Annotated in this window: 14 protein-coding genes; 7 read left to right on the top strand and 7 right to left on the bottom strand. The window is 62.9% G+C overall.

The features are described 5' to 3' along the window. Positions 1-17: 17 nt before the first annotated feature. The gene (gene gor / locus EH240_RS09320) at positions 18-1406 is read left to right on the top strand and encodes a glutathione-disulfide reductase (protein WP_124997422.1); all 1389 of its coding nucleotides are present in this window, start codon (positions 18-20) and stop codon (positions 1404-1406) included. On the opposite strand, the gene EH240_RS09315 is transcribed toward gor, so the two are convergent. From EH240_RS09315 to EH240_RS37870, 3 genes are all read right to left on the bottom strand, one after another. Further along, the gene (locus EH240_RS09315; RefSeq protein ID WP_245435888.1) at positions 1357-1812 is read right to left on the bottom strand and encodes a magnesium transporter MgtE N-terminal domain-containing protein; all 456 of its coding nucleotides are present in this window, start codon (positions 1810-1812) and stop codon (positions 1357-1359) included. The two genes, gor and EH240_RS09315, sit on opposite strands and share 50 nt — an antisense overlap. A 277-nt stretch (positions 1813-2089) precedes the next feature. Beyond that, positions 2090-3979: an ABC transporter ATP-binding protein/permease gene (locus EH240_RS09310; RefSeq protein WP_167483976.1), complete on the bottom strand. Its 1890-nt coding sequence runs from the start codon at positions 3977-3979 to the stop codon at positions 2090-2092. Between the two features lie 247 nt (positions 3980-4226). Next, positions 4227-4382 carry a hypothetical protein gene (locus tag EH240_RS37870; RefSeq protein WP_167483975.1) on the bottom strand — a complete coding sequence of 52 codons (156 nt, stop codon included), beginning with the start codon at positions 4380-4382 and terminating at the stop codon, positions 4227-4229. Between the two features lie 234 nt (positions 4383-4616). Here EH240_RS37870 and EH240_RS09305 point away from each other — a divergent pair, with 234 nt between their 5' ends. Next, on the top strand, positions 4617-5051 hold the full coding sequence (locus tag EH240_RS09305; RefSeq protein WP_124997418.1) for a hypothetical protein: 435 nt from the start codon (positions 4617-4619) through the stop codon (positions 5049-5051). An 86-nt stretch (positions 5052-5137) separates the two neighbouring features. Here EH240_RS09305 and EH240_RS09300 read toward each other — a convergent pair whose 3' ends face one another. Both EH240_RS09300 and EH240_RS09295 read right to left on the bottom strand, forming a co-directional pair. Continuing rightward, entirely contained in the window at positions 5138-5818 is a 681-nt protein-coding gene (locus EH240_RS09300) for a DsbA family oxidoreductase (RefSeq protein WP_124997416.1), read from the bottom strand. Between the two features lie 41 nt (positions 5819-5859). Continuing rightward, positions 5860-7680, bottom strand: a complete 1821-nt coding sequence (locus EH240_RS09295; RefSeq protein WP_124997414.1) for an extracellular solute-binding protein — start codon at positions 7678-7680, stop codon at positions 5860-5862. A 296-nt stretch (positions 7681-7976) separates the two neighbouring features. Between EH240_RS09295 and EH240_RS09290 the strand changes: the two genes are divergently transcribed. Then, on the top strand, positions 7977-8597 hold the full coding sequence (locus tag EH240_RS09290) for an invasion associated locus B family protein (protein ID WP_210325009.1): 621 nt from the start codon (positions 7977-7979) through the stop codon (positions 8595-8597). Positions 8598-8672: 75 nt separating this feature from the next. Here EH240_RS09290 and hspQ read toward each other — a convergent pair whose 3' ends face one another. Together hspQ and EH240_RS09280 are read right to left on the bottom strand one after the other, a co-directional pair. Next, positions 8673-8996, bottom strand: a complete 324-nt coding sequence (gene hspQ, locus EH240_RS09285; RefSeq protein WP_167483974.1) for a heat shock protein HspQ — start codon at positions 8994-8996, stop codon at positions 8673-8675. A gap of 248 nt (positions 8997-9244) precedes the next feature. Continuing rightward, positions 9245-10456 carry a UbiH/UbiF family hydroxylase gene (locus EH240_RS09280; protein ID WP_124997408.1) on the bottom strand — a complete coding sequence of 404 codons (1212 nt, stop codon included), beginning with the start codon at positions 10454-10456 and terminating at the stop codon, positions 9245-9247. Between the two features lie 101 nt (positions 10457-10557). Here EH240_RS09280 and EH240_RS09275 point away from each other — a divergent pair, with 101 nt between their 5' ends. Genes EH240_RS09275 through EH240_RS09260 form a run of 4 tightly spaced genes read left to right on the top strand, consistent with a single transcriptional unit; the run spans position 10558 to position 13924 of the window. Continuing rightward, on the top strand, positions 10558-11451 hold the full coding sequence (locus EH240_RS09275) for a DUF2182 domain-containing protein (RefSeq protein WP_124997406.1): 894 nt from the start codon (positions 10558-10560) through the stop codon (positions 11449-11451). A 12-nt stretch (positions 11452-11463) separates the two neighbouring features. Continuing rightward, a complete protein-coding gene (locus EH240_RS09270) occupies positions 11464-12078 on the top strand; it encodes a DUF1326 domain-containing protein (RefSeq protein ID WP_124997404.1) in 615 nt (204 codons plus the stop codon). After that, the gene (gene pcsA, locus EH240_RS09265) at positions 12051-12905 is read left to right on the top strand and encodes a phosphatidylcholine synthase (RefSeq protein ID WP_425374777.1); all 855 of its coding nucleotides are present in this window, start codon (positions 12051-12053) and stop codon (positions 12903-12905) included. Before EH240_RS09270 ends, pcsA begins: the two co-directional genes overlap by 28 nt. Before the next feature lie 41 nt (positions 12906-12946). Then, a complete protein-coding gene (locus tag EH240_RS09260; protein ID WP_124997400.1) occupies positions 12947-13924 on the top strand; it encodes a quinone oxidoreductase family protein in 978 nt (325 codons plus the stop codon). The last annotated feature ends 51 nt before the right edge of the window (positions 13925-13975 follow it).

The raw sequence follows: 13975 nt of genomic DNA, 5'->3' as shown, positions 1-13975 counted from the left end.
GTGCAGGAGCCCATCCGATGGCCGGTTACGACTATGATCTTTTTGTCATCGGCGGCGGCTCCGGCGGGGTGAGGGCGGCTCGTGTGGCTGCCTCGCTCGGCAAGCGCGTCGCCATCGCCGAGGAAATTCGCTATGGGGGCACCTGCGTCATCCGCGGCTGCGTGCCGAAGAAGCTCTATGTCTATGCCTCGCAGTTCCCCGAGCATTTCGCCGACGCGGCCGGCTATGGCTGGACGGTGCCCGAGGCAAGCTTCGACTGGCCGACGCTGGTCGCCAACAAGGACAAGGAGATCGCCAGGCTGGAGGCGATCTACAAGAAGAACGTCGAAGGTGCGGGGGGCCAGGCCTTTCACTCGCGCGCCGTGCTGGTCGACCCGCATTCGGTATACCTGGTCGCCGAAGACCGCACAGTCAGCGCCGACCAGATCCTGATCGCTACCGGCGGCCGTCCGGCGCCGCATCCGGCGCTTTCCGGCCACGAACATTGCATCTTCTCCAACGAGGCCTTCGACCTCAAGGAACTGCCGAAGGCGATCATGATCGAAGGCGGCGGCTACATTGCCGTCGAATTCGCCAACATCTTTCATGGGCTCGGCGTCGATACCACGCTGGTCTATCGCGGCCAGGAGATCCTCAGCCGCTTCGATATGGATCTTCGCCGCTCGCTGCACGAGACGATGGAGAAGAAGGGGATCAGGATCCTCTGCCACAGCATTTCCGAATGGGTGCGCAAGAACCCGGCCGGCAGGCTGGACGTGCTGCTTTCCGGCGGCCAGACGCTGACGGTCGATCAGGTCATGCTGGCGATCGGCCGCATCCCCAACACGGAGAATATGGGGCTCGAAGGCGTCGGCGTGGAACTAGGCAAGACCGGTGCGATCGTCGTCGACCAATATTCCCGTACCAGCATCGACAACATCTGGGCGATCGGCGACGTCACCCACCGCGTGCAACTGACGCCAGTGGCGATCCACGAAGCGATGTGCTTCATCGAGACCGTCTTCAAGGGCAACCCGACGTCTCCGGACCATGACACCATTCCGACGGCCGTGTTCTCGCAGCCGGAAATCGGCACCGTCGGACTGTCCGAGGATGAGGCGGTCAAGCGCTTCGCGGACATCGAGATCTATCGCGCTTCCTTCCGCCCGATGCGGCATACGCTGTCGGGCCGCGACGAGAAGATGCTGATGAAGCTGGTGGTCGACGGCACCACGAGAAAGGTGCTCGGAGCGCACATTCTCGGCCCCGACGCCGGCGAGATGGCGCAGCTTCTCGGCATTCCGCTGAAGGCGGGGCTGACCAAGGACGATTTCGACCGCACGATGGCCGTTCACCCGACGGCGGCAGAGGAACTCGTCACCATGTACAAGCCGACTTACCGCGTGAAGAACGGCGAACGCGTCTAAAGCAGGTGGAGACCGCCGCCGGCAAGCCGGCGACGCTGCCTTCGGGATAGCCGAGAATGGAAAGCAGAGTCGCGCGCGGCGGTGGGGCAAGCGCGCCAAGCAGTTCCGAGCGGGCAGGCTCATCCAGCTCACGCAGGATGTCGGCCGCGCGGTCGACAGACATGGCGGTCAACAGCTTGCTCGCCTTGGGGCGCGGCAAGGCTTCGGCGAGCTCCGGGGCGGCTTCGAGCTCCGGCTGGTCGAAGATCTCGACCAGACGCTCGAACGGCACCGCGCAGAGCAGCTCGATCGCCGTCTGGCGGGGTTCGTGGTTGAGGGCTTCGACGACGTCGGCGACGTGATCGTTGGCAAGAACACGGGCGACGGCGACGGCGTCGTCATCCAATACGGGTGCGAATTCGTTCATGGCTCACTCCTTGCCGTCCGGCAGGACGTGAGCCGTCAGGTCACGTCAAGGCGGACGGCGGTTGCGTTCGACTGTGACTGTCGCCAGGCATGGCGTGTTGGCCTTTCTGCCCGCGGGGTTCGAGTTAGAAATCAGCGAGCGGGCGCAACATAGGAGCGGTTTTTGCCGAGTCAATCGCAAAGGACGCCGGAAAGGGCGCAGGAGGGCGGGATCGCGAGACCGTGATCAAAGACAGTCGGCTTGGAGCCGCGGCATCCTCAAGGGCTTGGCCTAACTGCTATTTCTGCTTCAGCCGCCGGAAGCGCAGCCATTTGTCCTCGGCGGGCCTGGGCTGCGCGAGGATGGTCGTGAGTTCGCGCGGCAGAGTGGGGGCCAGCGGCTTCTTGGTCGCGACACCGTCGTTGATCGCGACGACGCTGTGGTAGAATTCCTCTCCGGAGAGCGACCGCGGCGGCACGGCCTCGTGCATCACGCTGATCACCGTGACGTCCGCGCAATTGGCCTTGATCGCCTCGTGGAAGGCGATCTTGCCTTCGGGGTCGAGCGCGCCGGTCGCCTCGTCGAGGAACAGCAGCCCGGGCTGCTGCAGGATGATACGGGCGACCACCAGCTTCTGCTTCTGGCCGCCTGACAGGACCTGATCCCAGATCTTGCCCCCGCGGCTTTCGTCGGGCAGGTGCCCGATGAAGTCGCCGAGGCCGGCCTTGTGCAGGGCCGCCGCCACCTGCATGTCGCTGTGATCGTTTTCCGAGCCCGGCAGGCAGACGAGCTGCTTCAGCGAAACCTGCTGCAGCTTGACCTCCTGGGCGGCGTAGAAGCTCGTCACCCCTTCGGGGAACACGATGGTGCCGCGGCCATAGGGCCACAGGCCGTTGATCGCTTTGATCAGCGAGGTCTTGCCGGAACCGGACTCGCCCTTGAGGAAGGTCCACTCGCCACGGCGGAAGCGCAGGTTGGCGGCGCTGAGGAAGGGCGTAGCATCCTCGCCCTGATGCGCCAGCTCAAGCTTCTGGATGGTAAGGCCGAAGACAGGGTTTTGGCTGCCATAGATGAAGTCGGAGCGGCCGGTTTGGCGATAGAACTCCTGCGGCTGCTGGACGTTCTCGATGGCATTGGCGAGCTCGGTCACGCGCTGGCTGTTGGCCCGAAGCGTGGCGATCGCCGGCATCACATGGATGAACCACGAGCATTGGCTGATCAACTGGGCGACCATTTCGGAGCCGGTGATGTAGCCTTTGTAGTCCAGGCGGTTATGGAAGAACGACACGAGACCCGGTCCGTAGGCAACAATACGGGCGCCGATGAAATTGTAAATCAGCTCGAACGAGGTGTAGCTGGTGTTGACGACATTGAGCCGACCCCACGTTTTGTCGATATCGACATAAAGCCTGTCGTGCATCGACTTTTGCACCCCTTCGCCATGCGAGGCGGCGACGTGGAAGCTGCGGCGCAGGAATGTAGTCAGTTCGGCGCGGTAGCTGCCCTCTGCCTGCTGCATGCGGACGTTGAGCCGCTCGAGCAGCCGCCCCAACTTGACCGCGATCCAGGTGTTCAGCGGCACGTATGTGGCGACGGCAAGGAAAGCCAGCACCGCAGTGCCGTAGCTGCCGAGGAACTCCAGCCCTTTGACCTCCACCGAGGCTCCGATGAGATTCTCACCGACGAAGTAGAGCGAGGTCGCGACCCCCAGCACGCCCATGGCAAGGCCGATCGCGCCGCCGGTCATGTCCTTGATCGATTCCTGGATGCGCTGGTCGATGTTGTCGGGAGCGACGATTCCGCCAGCCGCCGAACCATGCTGGGCATGGAAATGCGTGTGATTGCCGTCGAGCAGGGCTTGGTTGAACTGGCTGTCCAGCCAGCCTCGCCATTTACGGTGCAAGGTCGTTGAAACGAGATTGCGTACGCCGGTGAAACCGGCATCTTTCAGCACAACCAGCAGCACCAGTATGCCGGCATTGGTCAGAATTGTCTGCAACGGATGGGTGTTGGCGGCATCGTGGAGGAAGGCGATCGAATTGCCGAGCTCGCCCAACGCCATGGCAAACCACACGCCGGCCTTGCTGGAGAGCGCTGTCAGCAGCGCAATGACGAGGGTGAGGGTCCAGGCTTCCTTCCACCGGTCGGAGAACCAGTAGGCTCGCATTAGCCCCCAGAAAGTGCGCATCGACGATACCGGCGTCAGGAACGAGGTCTTTGCCTCGTTGGTTGTTTGCTCCGGTACTGTACGTCGCGGTCTACCGACCCGAATCACGATCCCGCCCAAACCTTTCTTGTTTTGTTACACATGGTAACACCAATTGATCATTTTCCATTATTTTTCTGCCCCCGAATGTGAACAGGGTTACCTGCAGTGGCATGAAAGCAACAGAAGTACATGGCCGGCTAATATCTTCCGGAAACGGATTCGTGTTTTATTCCAGCTGCTTGGCGATATGAATTTCACCCTGGATCGGCTTTCCCTTAGGGAAGCAGAAAACACGGTTTTGTGAAGAAAATGGAGCGGCAATCAGCTCGATTCGCGGGCGGGAGGTGGCCGAAACGCACAAAAAAGAGCCGCCGGTGATCACCTGCGGCTCGCTCTAAATCATCCTTCGCGGAGCCGCGAGAGGTCCAGAAATGGTCTTGCTTGCAGCGTCGCATTCTCGACCACCGCTATGCAGCTTGGACGAAACATCTCGGGCCGGCGGTCGGTATCGAGGGCTGAAGCCGGGGCGCTTGCCTGCATAGTCGACGGCATTTGACAATTTCGTCCGTCAGGATGGAATCTGCGTGGGCGATCAGTCCGCATCGAGGGGATCAGGATGTCTGCACGGATCTTTTCGGCCGCGATGCTCGCGGCCTTCGCCTGGCTGCCGCAGGCATATGCCGGCAATCAGACGATCCCGGCGAGCGCCGAAGGCCAGGTCGAATTCAACACGCCGTCCGGCAAAATCGGCTGCATCTACACGCCGAAGGGCGGCACCGGCACATACCAGCCGCAGGACGGCGGGCCGGAGCTGGTCTGTTCCCGTGTCGAGCCGAGCTACGTGACGGTGATCTTGGGGCCGAAGCGACCGGCGACGCTTGTCAAGAACCCCGGCGAGCAAGGCTGCTGCAGCGACGTGACCAAGCTCGGCTACGGCAACAGCTGGAGCAAGGGGCCGTTCACGTGCCTGTCGTCGAGGAAGGGATTGACCTGCACGAGCAGCAGCGGCCACGGCTTCTTCGTCAGCAGGGCCAAGGTGACGGTTAAGTAGACTCTCTCTTTTTTTGACGCAATTCCGGACGGAAGGCTACGGCGGAAGTCGCCGAGCCTAACGTCTCACACTTTTCCTGGAATTGCTCAGCCCACCGTTTCCAGCTCGCCGCGCGCCTTGGCCTGGGCTACCTGGCGGATGGCGTCGGCAAGCGTGTCGGCATCCTGCGCGCCCATCACGGCATATTTGCCTTCGAGCAGGAAGCAGGGCACGCCGGTGATGCCCATGCGCGAGGCGGTGGCGATCTCGTTGCGCACGGCATCGACATCGGCGTCGGTCGGCAAAAGCGTTTCCACCACGGAGGCGTCCATGCCGGCCTCGCGGGCGGCCTTGGCCAGCACGGCATGGTCCCCGAGATTGGCGCCTTCCTCGAAATTCAGCTGGAAGAGGCGGCGCACCAGCCGATTCTGCACGTCCTCGTCGGCGGCACCCGCCCAGCGTATGACACGGTGCGCGTCCAGCGTGTTGGGCGCGACTTTGATGGCGCCGAAGGCGAAATCGATGCCTTCCGCTTCGCCGAGCGGTTCTATGCGCGCATGGATCTGGCGGATACGTTCCTCGCTGCCGAATTTGCCCAGCATGTATTCGCGGCGATCCATGCCGCCTTGCGGAATGGTCGGATCGAGCTGGAAGGGCCGCCAGCGCACATGCACCTCGACATCGCCGGCAGCGGCAATCGCCTTGTCCAGCCGCTTCTGGCCGATGAAGCACCAGGGGCAGACGACGTCGGACACCACATCGACAGTGATGGAGTTCTCGGCGCTCATGCTCGTCTCCTTGCTTTGTCCATGTCAGGTGGGGTTTTGCGTCAGTTGGGCTTTCGCCACCATGCCGGCAGCTGATAGCCGAATATGGGGGTCTTTTGCGGATGTTCCAGGTAGCTCCAGTAAGCAACCCACTGCTGCGTGTTGTACTGCATGGGCACGATGTAGTTGCCGGAGATCAGCAGCCGATCGAGAACGCGCACCGCGGCGACATAATCTTCCTTGGCGCGGGCATTCAGCATCGCGTTGATCGCCGCGTCGACCGCGGGGTCGGCAACGCCTGCCAGGTTGAACGAACCTTCATGCCTGGCCGCGGCAGATCCCCAGCGCCCAACCTGCTCGCTGCCGGGCGACAGCGAATTGTTGAAGCCGCTTGTGCCGATCAGAACCTCGAAGTCGAACCGCTGCTTGCGCGACTGGATCTGGTCGCCGTCGAGGCTGCGGATGGTGACATCGATGCCGAGCTTCTCCAGCGTGCGTTGATAGAGGGCCGCAAGCCGCTCCTCGTCCTGCGATGACGTCATGATCTCGAAGCCGAAAAGATTGCCCCGGGGATCGAGCATCCGGCCGTCCTCCACGTGATAGCCGGCGCCTTTCAGGAGCTCGAAAGCCGCTCGCAGCACCTTGCGGTCCTGGCCGGAGCCGTCGGTCACCGGCGGCCGCCAGGTGCCGTCCATCATCTCGGCAGGCACGCGGCCGGGGTAGGGGGCAAGCAGGGCCTTCTCCCGCTCGTCGGCCGGATGGCCGAGCGCGGACAGCTCTGAGTTCTGCCAGAAGCTCATGGTGCGGTTGAATTTGCCGGCGAACAGGTTCTTGTTCGCCCACTCGAAGTCGTAGAGCATGCCGAGCGCGCGCCGCACGACCGGATCGGAAAACTTCGGCAGCCTGGTGTTGAACAGGAAGCCCGTCACCACGGGTGGAATGCCGGTGTCGAAATATTCCTGCTTCACGTCACCCTTGCGGAAGGCCGGGAAGTCGATATCGCGGTCGCGCTTGACCGGATCGGTCTCGTCGTCGAGGGCGCAGATGCCCTTCTTGAACGCTTCCGTCTTGGCGTTGGCGTTGAGGAAGTACTCGATAGTGATCCGGTCGAAATTGTCGAAGCCGCGCTTCGAGGGGATGTCCTTGCCCCAATAATCGGGATTGCGTTTGAAGACGATGCGCTGCCCGGGCTGCACCTTGTCCACGGTATAGGGGCCGCTGCCCATCAGCGGCTTCAGCGTCGTCTTGTCGAAAGTTTCCTTGTCGAAGGCATGCTTGGGGACGATAGGGGTCAGCGCGATGATCAGCGGGAATTCGCGATTGGCCTTGTCGTTGAACGTGAACTTCACGCTGTGGTCGCCGGTCTTCTCCAGCGTGGCGATCATGCTCATGCGGTCGCTGTAGGGCGGGCGGCCCTTGTCCTTGAACACGTCGTAGGTGAACAGGACGTCTTCCGGCGTCACCGGCTGGCCATCCGACCATTTGGCATTGGGGTTGAGGTGGAACTCGATGCTCTTGCGCTCGGGATCCATGTCGGCGCTGTCGGCGAGTAGGCCGTAGAGGCTGAAGGGCTCGTTGTAGTTGCGCTGCATCAACGGCTCGAACACGAGGTTGCCGTAGACCGTGTCGATCATGCCGCGCGCGGTGGTGCGGAGGCTCTTCAGGATGAAGGGGTTGAGATTGTCGAAACTGCCGACGACGCAATAGGTGACGCTGCCGCCCTTCGGCGCATCGGGATTGACGTAGTCGAAATGAGCATAGTTAGCAGGCAGCGCCGGCTCGCCCTGCATGGCGATGCCGTGCTTCGGTTCCGACAAAGCCGGAAGCAGCGAGACGGCCAGAAATGAGGTCGCGGCGATCAGCCGAACGAGAACGCGGTCCATGACCGTCTCCTTGCCGGGCAGCTTTGTGATTCGACACGCACCCTAGAGCATTTCGCCGGCCGATTGAATCGGCGCACGCCGGTGGAAATTGGGTTCGGCCAGTGCATCGCCAATCGAGGGCCGTCCAGGGAGGAGAAACCAGCAAGAAATCGCGGAAACCGGGCTGGATTCGGCGCCGCTGGCAGTGTAACACGCGCTCCGAAGTCATGCTGTCGCCTCATTTGGGCAACAGGTAGCGGGACCACACGGCACGAAGAAGCTGGTCCCCGGGATCATTTGAGAGGAAAGTGCACCATATGACGAGCAACGCGTATCGCCTTTCGGTGCTGGCCGCAGGCGTGGTCGGCGTCCTGGGCGCCGGGCTTTTCACCGCCTCGGCGCAGCAGCAGCCGCAGATTCCGCAGGGCTGGTTCAAGGCCTGCACCAAGCAGGAAGACGTCGATATCTGCAACGTGCAGAACATTGTCACCGCCGGCAATGGCCAGCTCGTCACCGGCGTCAGCCTGATCGAGCTCAAGGGCAAGGTGAACCGCAAGGTGTTCCAGGTCACGGTGCCGACCGGCCGTCTCGTTCCTCCGGGCATCGGCCTGCAGATCGATGCCGGCAAGGCGCAGAAGCTCGACTACGTGATCTGCTTCCCCGACCGCTGCGTGGCCGAAGTGCCGCTGACCGACCAGCTCGTCGCCTCCTTCAAGAAGGGCCAGCAGATCACGCTCACCTCGGTCAACTTCCAGAACCAGCCGAACCCGATCAAGGTCGCGCTGACCGGCTTCAGCGGCGCCTATGACGGCCCGCCGCTGCAGCAGTCCGACATCGAGGACCGGCAGAAGAAGCTGCAGGACTTCGTCGCCAAGAACAACCAGGACTTCGCCAAGAAGCTCAAGGAAGAGCAGGACAAGGCGAAGACCGCCAACTGATCGCCGGAGCGTTTGCTCCAGCATGCAAAAAGCGGGGCAAGCGCCCCGCTTTTTTGTTGGTGCAGTTCAGCACTATCAGTGCTTCGAGTGGCGTTTCGGTTCGTAGCGCCCGTTCGGCAGCTTGTCGAACATCTCGCCGATCTGCGGATGCCGCACCGGCTCGCCGGACCGGTCCTCGAGCAGGTTCTGCTCGGACACGTAGGCGATGTATTCAGTTTCGGAATTCTCGGCGAGAAGGTGATAGAAAGGCTGGTCCTTGCGCGGACGCATTTCCGCGGGAATGGCTTCATACCATTCTTCGGTATTGGCGAATTGCGGATCGACATCGAAGATCACGCCCCGGAACGGGAACAGCCGGTGGCGAACCACTTGTCCGATCGCGAATTTGGCCGTTTTCATCGCACTCACCACTTACAGCGCCGCGCGTCCTTTCGGACGCGCAAAGGCGCCGTCAATGGCTTGCGCGCAAGGCGCCTAAGGTCTTGAATTTACACGTCACGCAGCCAAAAATCGACCCCGACTTTCGGCGTGATACCATTTGGCGCAGATGCCGGCCGGATTAAATGCCGCCATCTCGCTGCCAGGTCACGGGTCCGATGGACGCAAAGGTTTCGCGACCGGAAAGCGCACAGTCCAGATGTGTCGGCCTACCGGCCAACCTCTTTCCTCAGGCCGCCGGCGAGCGCGCGAAAGCCGCTGCCGGGCCGCAGACCTTCACTCATGAAGAAGGCGCGTAGCGGCGCGAAGCTGCCCAGCACGCCGAGGCCGGCGCTGCGCGCCAGCTGCGCCGGCAGCATGTCGGACAGCAGCGACATGTTGAGCAGGTTCACGGCGCTGCTGCGCGCCAGGATATCGGGCCTGCGCCTTGTGTCATAGGCGGCGAGGCTCAGCCTTGACCCGGGATCGTCGCGGTTTTCGCTGGCTATTCCAATGAGATCATCGATATCCCTGATGCCGAGGTTGAGGCCTTGCGCGCCGATCGGCGGGAAGACATGAGCAGCCTCGCCGACAAGCGCCACACGGTTTTGCGCGAAGCGGCCGGGCGACGCGGCAGACAGCGGGTAGACCTGGCGGCCGGGCTCGACCGAGACCCGGCCGAGCATCGACTGCATCTGCTCCTCGACCCGGGCGGACAGCGTGGCATCGTCGAGCGCTGCGAGTTCCTGCGCCGTTTCCGGCTTCACTACCCAGACCAGGCTGGAACGCCTGCCCGGCAACGGAACCTGCGTGAACGGCCCGGTTTCGGTGTGGAATTCGGTCGAGATGAAGCCGTGCTCGCTGCGATGGCCGAAATTGAGGACGAGCGCCGACTGCGGATACGAGCGGGCGGAGGCTTTGATGCCGGCTGCTTCGCGCGCCGGCGACAGGCGCCCGTCGGCGGCGACCGCCAGCGACGCGGAGACCTCGCTGCCATCGGCGAGGCTGGCATGTGCCCGGTCAGCATCGAGCCGCCACGTCTCCACCATCGATTTTCGCCACTCGATGCCCGGGTGAGCGGCGACAGCCTTGGCGAGCACCGGGATGAGGACCTTGTTCGGCAGGTTGAGCCCGAACTGCTCCTCGCCGATCTCGCTGGCGCGAAAGGTGACGGTCGGGCTGCGGATCAGCCGGCGCGTCGCATCGACAATGCGCATCACCTTCAGCGGCGCAGCCTGCGGCTTGAGCTCGGCAAGCGCGCCCAGCCGATCGAGCACCTTGAGGGCAGGGTTCATGAGGGCCGTGGTGCGGCCATCGCCGGTGGCGGCCTCGGGGCCTGCCAGTGTCACGGCAAAGCTCGCCTCGGCAAAGCCGAGTGCCGCGATCAGGCCGGCCGGGCCGCTGCCGGCAACCAGTATGCGGGCTTTGTCGTTGTGCTCCACGCGAGGCTTCCATAGTGAAGGGCGACCCGTTGGGTCCATACGTGGATATAGGTCAGATCGGCAGACTTGATCAACGCGTCGATTCGGCTCATTCGATTGCCATGACCGGCCAGGAGCACGATTTCAGCCATCTCGACCGAGCCGGCCGCGCCACGGCGGGGCTCGCGCGGCGACCGCGCCTCGCGGTGACGCTCACCATCGGCGCGGGCATGGTGCTAGCCTGGCTTATCCTCGCTGCCATGGCGATCCGCGGCGCCGAAGCCCGCCTCGCCAGCGGCGCTCCGGGCGATGCGCTGCTCAAGGACCTGCCGCGATTGCCGCTGCCGGATTTCCTCGACCGCTTTTTCGCATTGTGCCTTGCGCCGTCACCACTTGCAGGCTCCGTAGGCGTGCAGGCGTCGGCGCTCGTCCTGATGTGGTTCCTGATGGCCGTGGCGACGATGCTGCCCTCGGCGGCGCCGATGATCCGCACCTATTGCGAGATTGCGGATACCGCTCGGATCAAGGGCGAGCCCGTCGTCCACCCGCTGGTTCTGGTTGCGGGCTACCTCGCGACCTGGCTTGCCGCCTCGGTGGCGTTCGCCGCGCTGACACTTTCGGTCTATGGTTTTGCCGCCTTCGGGCAGGTGCTTGAACCTGTCGTCGGGATTACCGGGGCGGTCGCCCTGGCGATTGCCGGCCTCTATCAGTTCAGCGGCTTGAAGCAGGCGTGTCTTGAGAAGTGCCGCAATCCGTTCTCGCTCCTGTTCGCCAACTGGAGCGCGAAAACGGCGCGCATCTTTCGCCTTGGGACGGAGCAGGGCGTCTGGTGCCTCGGCTGTTGCTGGGCGCTGATGCTGGTGATGTTCGCCGTTGGCGCGATGAACATCTTCTGGATGGCGCTGATCGGCCTGTTCACCCTGATCGAAAAACAGACCGCCGGCAGGGTGGCGAGCCAGGTCGCCGGTGCGATACTGCTTGTATGGGCCGCCGCCCTGCTATTAGTTTCGACGTGAGGGGAGAATTCGATGACGGATCAGAGCTGGGCGATGAAGGGAGAGTTGGTGCTCTCCTGCAATTGCACGGTTTTCTGCCCCTGCGTTCTGTCGCTCGGCAGCCACCCGCCGACCGAGGGCTATTGCCAGACCTGGGCGGGGTTCCGCGTCGACGCCGGCCATTTCGGCGAGGTGGACCTCTCCGGCCTCAATCTCGGCTTGATCATGGAAATCCCGGGCTATATGAGCCGCGGCAATTGGACCGCGGGTCTGTTCATCGACAAGCGCGCGTCGATCTACGCGGCGAAGGCGCTGACCAGGATCTTCACCGGCAAGGCCGGCGGCACTACGTCGCTGCTGTCGATCCTGGTCGGAAAATTCCTCGGCGTCGAGCAGGTGCCGATCACTTACGAGACGCGTGACAGGACGCGTATCTTCCAGATACCGAAGATCATCGACGGCGCGGTGACGCCGATACCCGGCAAGGACCGCGAGAAGGACACGGTTATCACCAATTCCGAATACTGGATCGCTCCGGAAATCACCGTGGCGAAGTCGGACAAGAGCAAGATGCGCGCCTTCGGCCGCAACTGGAATTTCGCTGGCCGCTCGGCCGAAATATGCAAGCTGGATTGGCGGGGCCCGTGAGCAAGAACACATCGCCCGGGAAGACGGCCAGGAAAGCGGCCAAGAAAATCGCGGAGCGGATTCCGCGACCGAAGAAGAAAGTGACATGGCCGCAAGCGCGCGCGTTCTCTGTGCATCTGCTCACCGCGTCCGGCTCGTTCCTAGCTTTCCTATCGCTGGTGGCGGCGAGCGAGGAGCGCTGGACGGCGATGTTCTGGTGGCTCGGATTGGCGCTCTTCGTCGACGGCATCGACGGCCCGATCGCGAGAAAGCTCGAGGTCAAGGAGATCCTGCCGACCTGGTCGGGCGAGCTCCTCGACAACATCATCGACTACGTCACCTACGTCCTCATCCCGGCCTTCGCGCTCTACCAGCGCGGCTTCATGGGCGAGAGGCTGTCGTTCCTGTCGGCTGCGATAATCGTAGTGTCGAGCGCGATCTACTATGCAGATACCGGCATGAAGACGAAGGAAAATTTCTTCAAAGGTTTCCCTGTCGTCTGGAACATGGTGGTGTTCACGCTCTTCGTCATCGAACCGGGACCGTGGGTTTCCTTCGCCGTCGTCGTGGTCGCCGGCATCCTAACCTTCCTGCCGATCAACTTCATCCATCCGGTGCGGGTGGTGAGGCTCAGGCCGCTCAATCTCGGTATGACCCTTCTATGGTGCGCCTTCGGCGCGCTTGCGCTGGCGCAGTCCGCACTCGCCAGCTTCTACAACCAGATCGGCGTCCTGGGTGAACAGGTCAGCGACTTCACCAAGATCGGCATCACCTTCACCGGCCTCTATCTCGCCTGCATCGGGGGCATCATGCAGTTGTTTCCCGATCTTGGCGCCAAGAAATCCTGATCCTAGATCTAGCTCCTGTCCTTCCCCGAGAAAGTTGAGCGATGTCCAAGGCAATCCGCATTCACGCCCATGGCGGCCCCGAAGTCCTGACCTATGAGGACGCCGATCCTGGCCAGCCGGGCACCGGGCAGATCCTGATCAGGCATACCGCGATCGGCCTCAACTTCATCGACGTCTATCATCGCTCGGGCCTATATCCACCGCCAGGCGGGTTCCCGCTGGTCCCGGGCGGCGAAGCCGCCGGCGTGGTGCTGGCGGTAGGCGCCGGCGTCGACTGGCTGAAGCCCGGCGACCGCATCGCCTATGCCGTCAACGTGGGTGCGTATTCCGAGGAACGCGTAATCGCCGCCGACCGCGTGGTGAAGGTGCCGGACGGCATCAGCGACGAGCAGGCGGCGGCCATGATGATGAAAGGCATGACGGCCGAATATCTGCTGCGCCGCACCTACAAGGTGAAGGCTGGCGACACGATCCTCTACCATGCCGCCGCCGGCGGTGTCGGCCTGATCCTTGGCCAATGGGCAAAGCATCTCGGCGCAACCGTGATTGGTACGGCGAGTTCCGCCGACAAGATCGAGCTCGCGAAAGCGCATGGTTTCGACCATGTCATCAACTACAAGGAGCAGGATTTCGTCGCCGGCGTCGCCGCAATCACCGCTGGCCGGAAATGCGACGTCGTCTATGATTCCGTCGGCAACGACACGTTTCCCGCTTCGCTCGACTGCCTGAGACCGCTCGGCACGTTCGTCAGCTTCGGCCAGTCGTCGGGGCCGATCCCGCCGTTCTCGATATCGCTTCTGGCGCAGAAAGGCTCGCTCTACGCAACCCGGCCGACGATCTTCGTCTACAATGCCAAACGCGAGGACCTTGTGGCGTCGGCGCAAGCGCTCTTCGACGTGGTGCTGGGCGGCGCCGTGGAGATCAAGATCAACCAGCGCTACGCGCTGAAGGACGCGGCGCAAGCGCAATCGGATCTCGAGGGCCGCAAGACGACCGGCACGACCATCCTCATCCCTTAAGCCGGCTGCCTTGTTCTTCAGCGCCTTGCCGCGCCTGAAGACATGGTTTGC

Origin of the sequence: Mesorhizobium tamadayense (assembly GCF_003863365.1) — a bacterium.
GTDB classification, from domain to species: Bacteria; Pseudomonadota; Alphaproteobacteria; order Rhizobiales; family Rhizobiaceae; genus Mesorhizobium; species Mesorhizobium tamadayense.
Note: the sequence above shows the minus strand (reverse complement) of the source record. Positions and strands in the feature narration are given on the sequence as shown.

Coding starts and splice junctions, on each gene's coding strand:
- gor (WP_124997422.1), top strand. CDS start 18: ATGGCCGGTTACGACTATGATCTTTTTGTCATCGGCGGCGGCTCCGGC.
- EH240_RS09315 (WP_245435888.1), bottom strand. CDS start 1,812: ATGAACGAATTCGCACCCGTATTGGATGACGACGCCGTCGCCGTCGCC.
- EH240_RS09310 (WP_167483976.1), bottom strand. CDS start 3,979: ATGCGCACTTTCTGGGGGCTAATGCGAGCCTACTGGTTCTCCGACCGG.
- EH240_RS09305 (WP_124997418.1), top strand. CDS start 4,617: ATGTCTGCACGGATCTTTTCGGCCGCGATGCTCGCGGCCTTCGCCTGG.
- EH240_RS09300 (WP_124997416.1), bottom strand. CDS start 5,818: ATGAGCGCCGAGAACTCCATCACTGTCGATGTGGTGTCCGACGTCGTC.
- EH240_RS09295 (WP_124997414.1), bottom strand. CDS start 7,680: ATGGACCGCGTTCTCGTTCGGCTGATCGCCGCGACCTCATTTCTGGCC.
- EH240_RS09290 (WP_210325009.1), top strand. CDS start 7,977: ATGACGAGCAACGCGTATCGCCTTTCGGTGCTGGCCGCAGGCGTGGTC.
- hspQ (WP_167483974.1), bottom strand. CDS start 8,996: ATGAAAACGGCCAAATTCGCGATCGGACAAGTGGTTCGCCACCGGCTG.
- EH240_RS09275 (WP_124997406.1), top strand. CDS start 10,558: ATGACCGGCCAGGAGCACGATTTCAGCCATCTCGACCGAGCCGGCCGC.
- EH240_RS09270 (WP_124997404.1), top strand. CDS start 11,464: ATGACGGATCAGAGCTGGGCGATGAAGGGAGAGTTGGTGCTCTCCTGC.
- pcsA (WP_425374777.1), top strand. CDS start 12,051: ATGCAAGCTGGATTGGCGGGGCCCGTGAGCAAGAACACATCGCCCGGG.
- EH240_RS09260 (WP_124997400.1), top strand. CDS start 12,947: ATGTCCAAGGCAATCCGCATTCACGCCCATGGCGGCCCCGAAGTCCTG.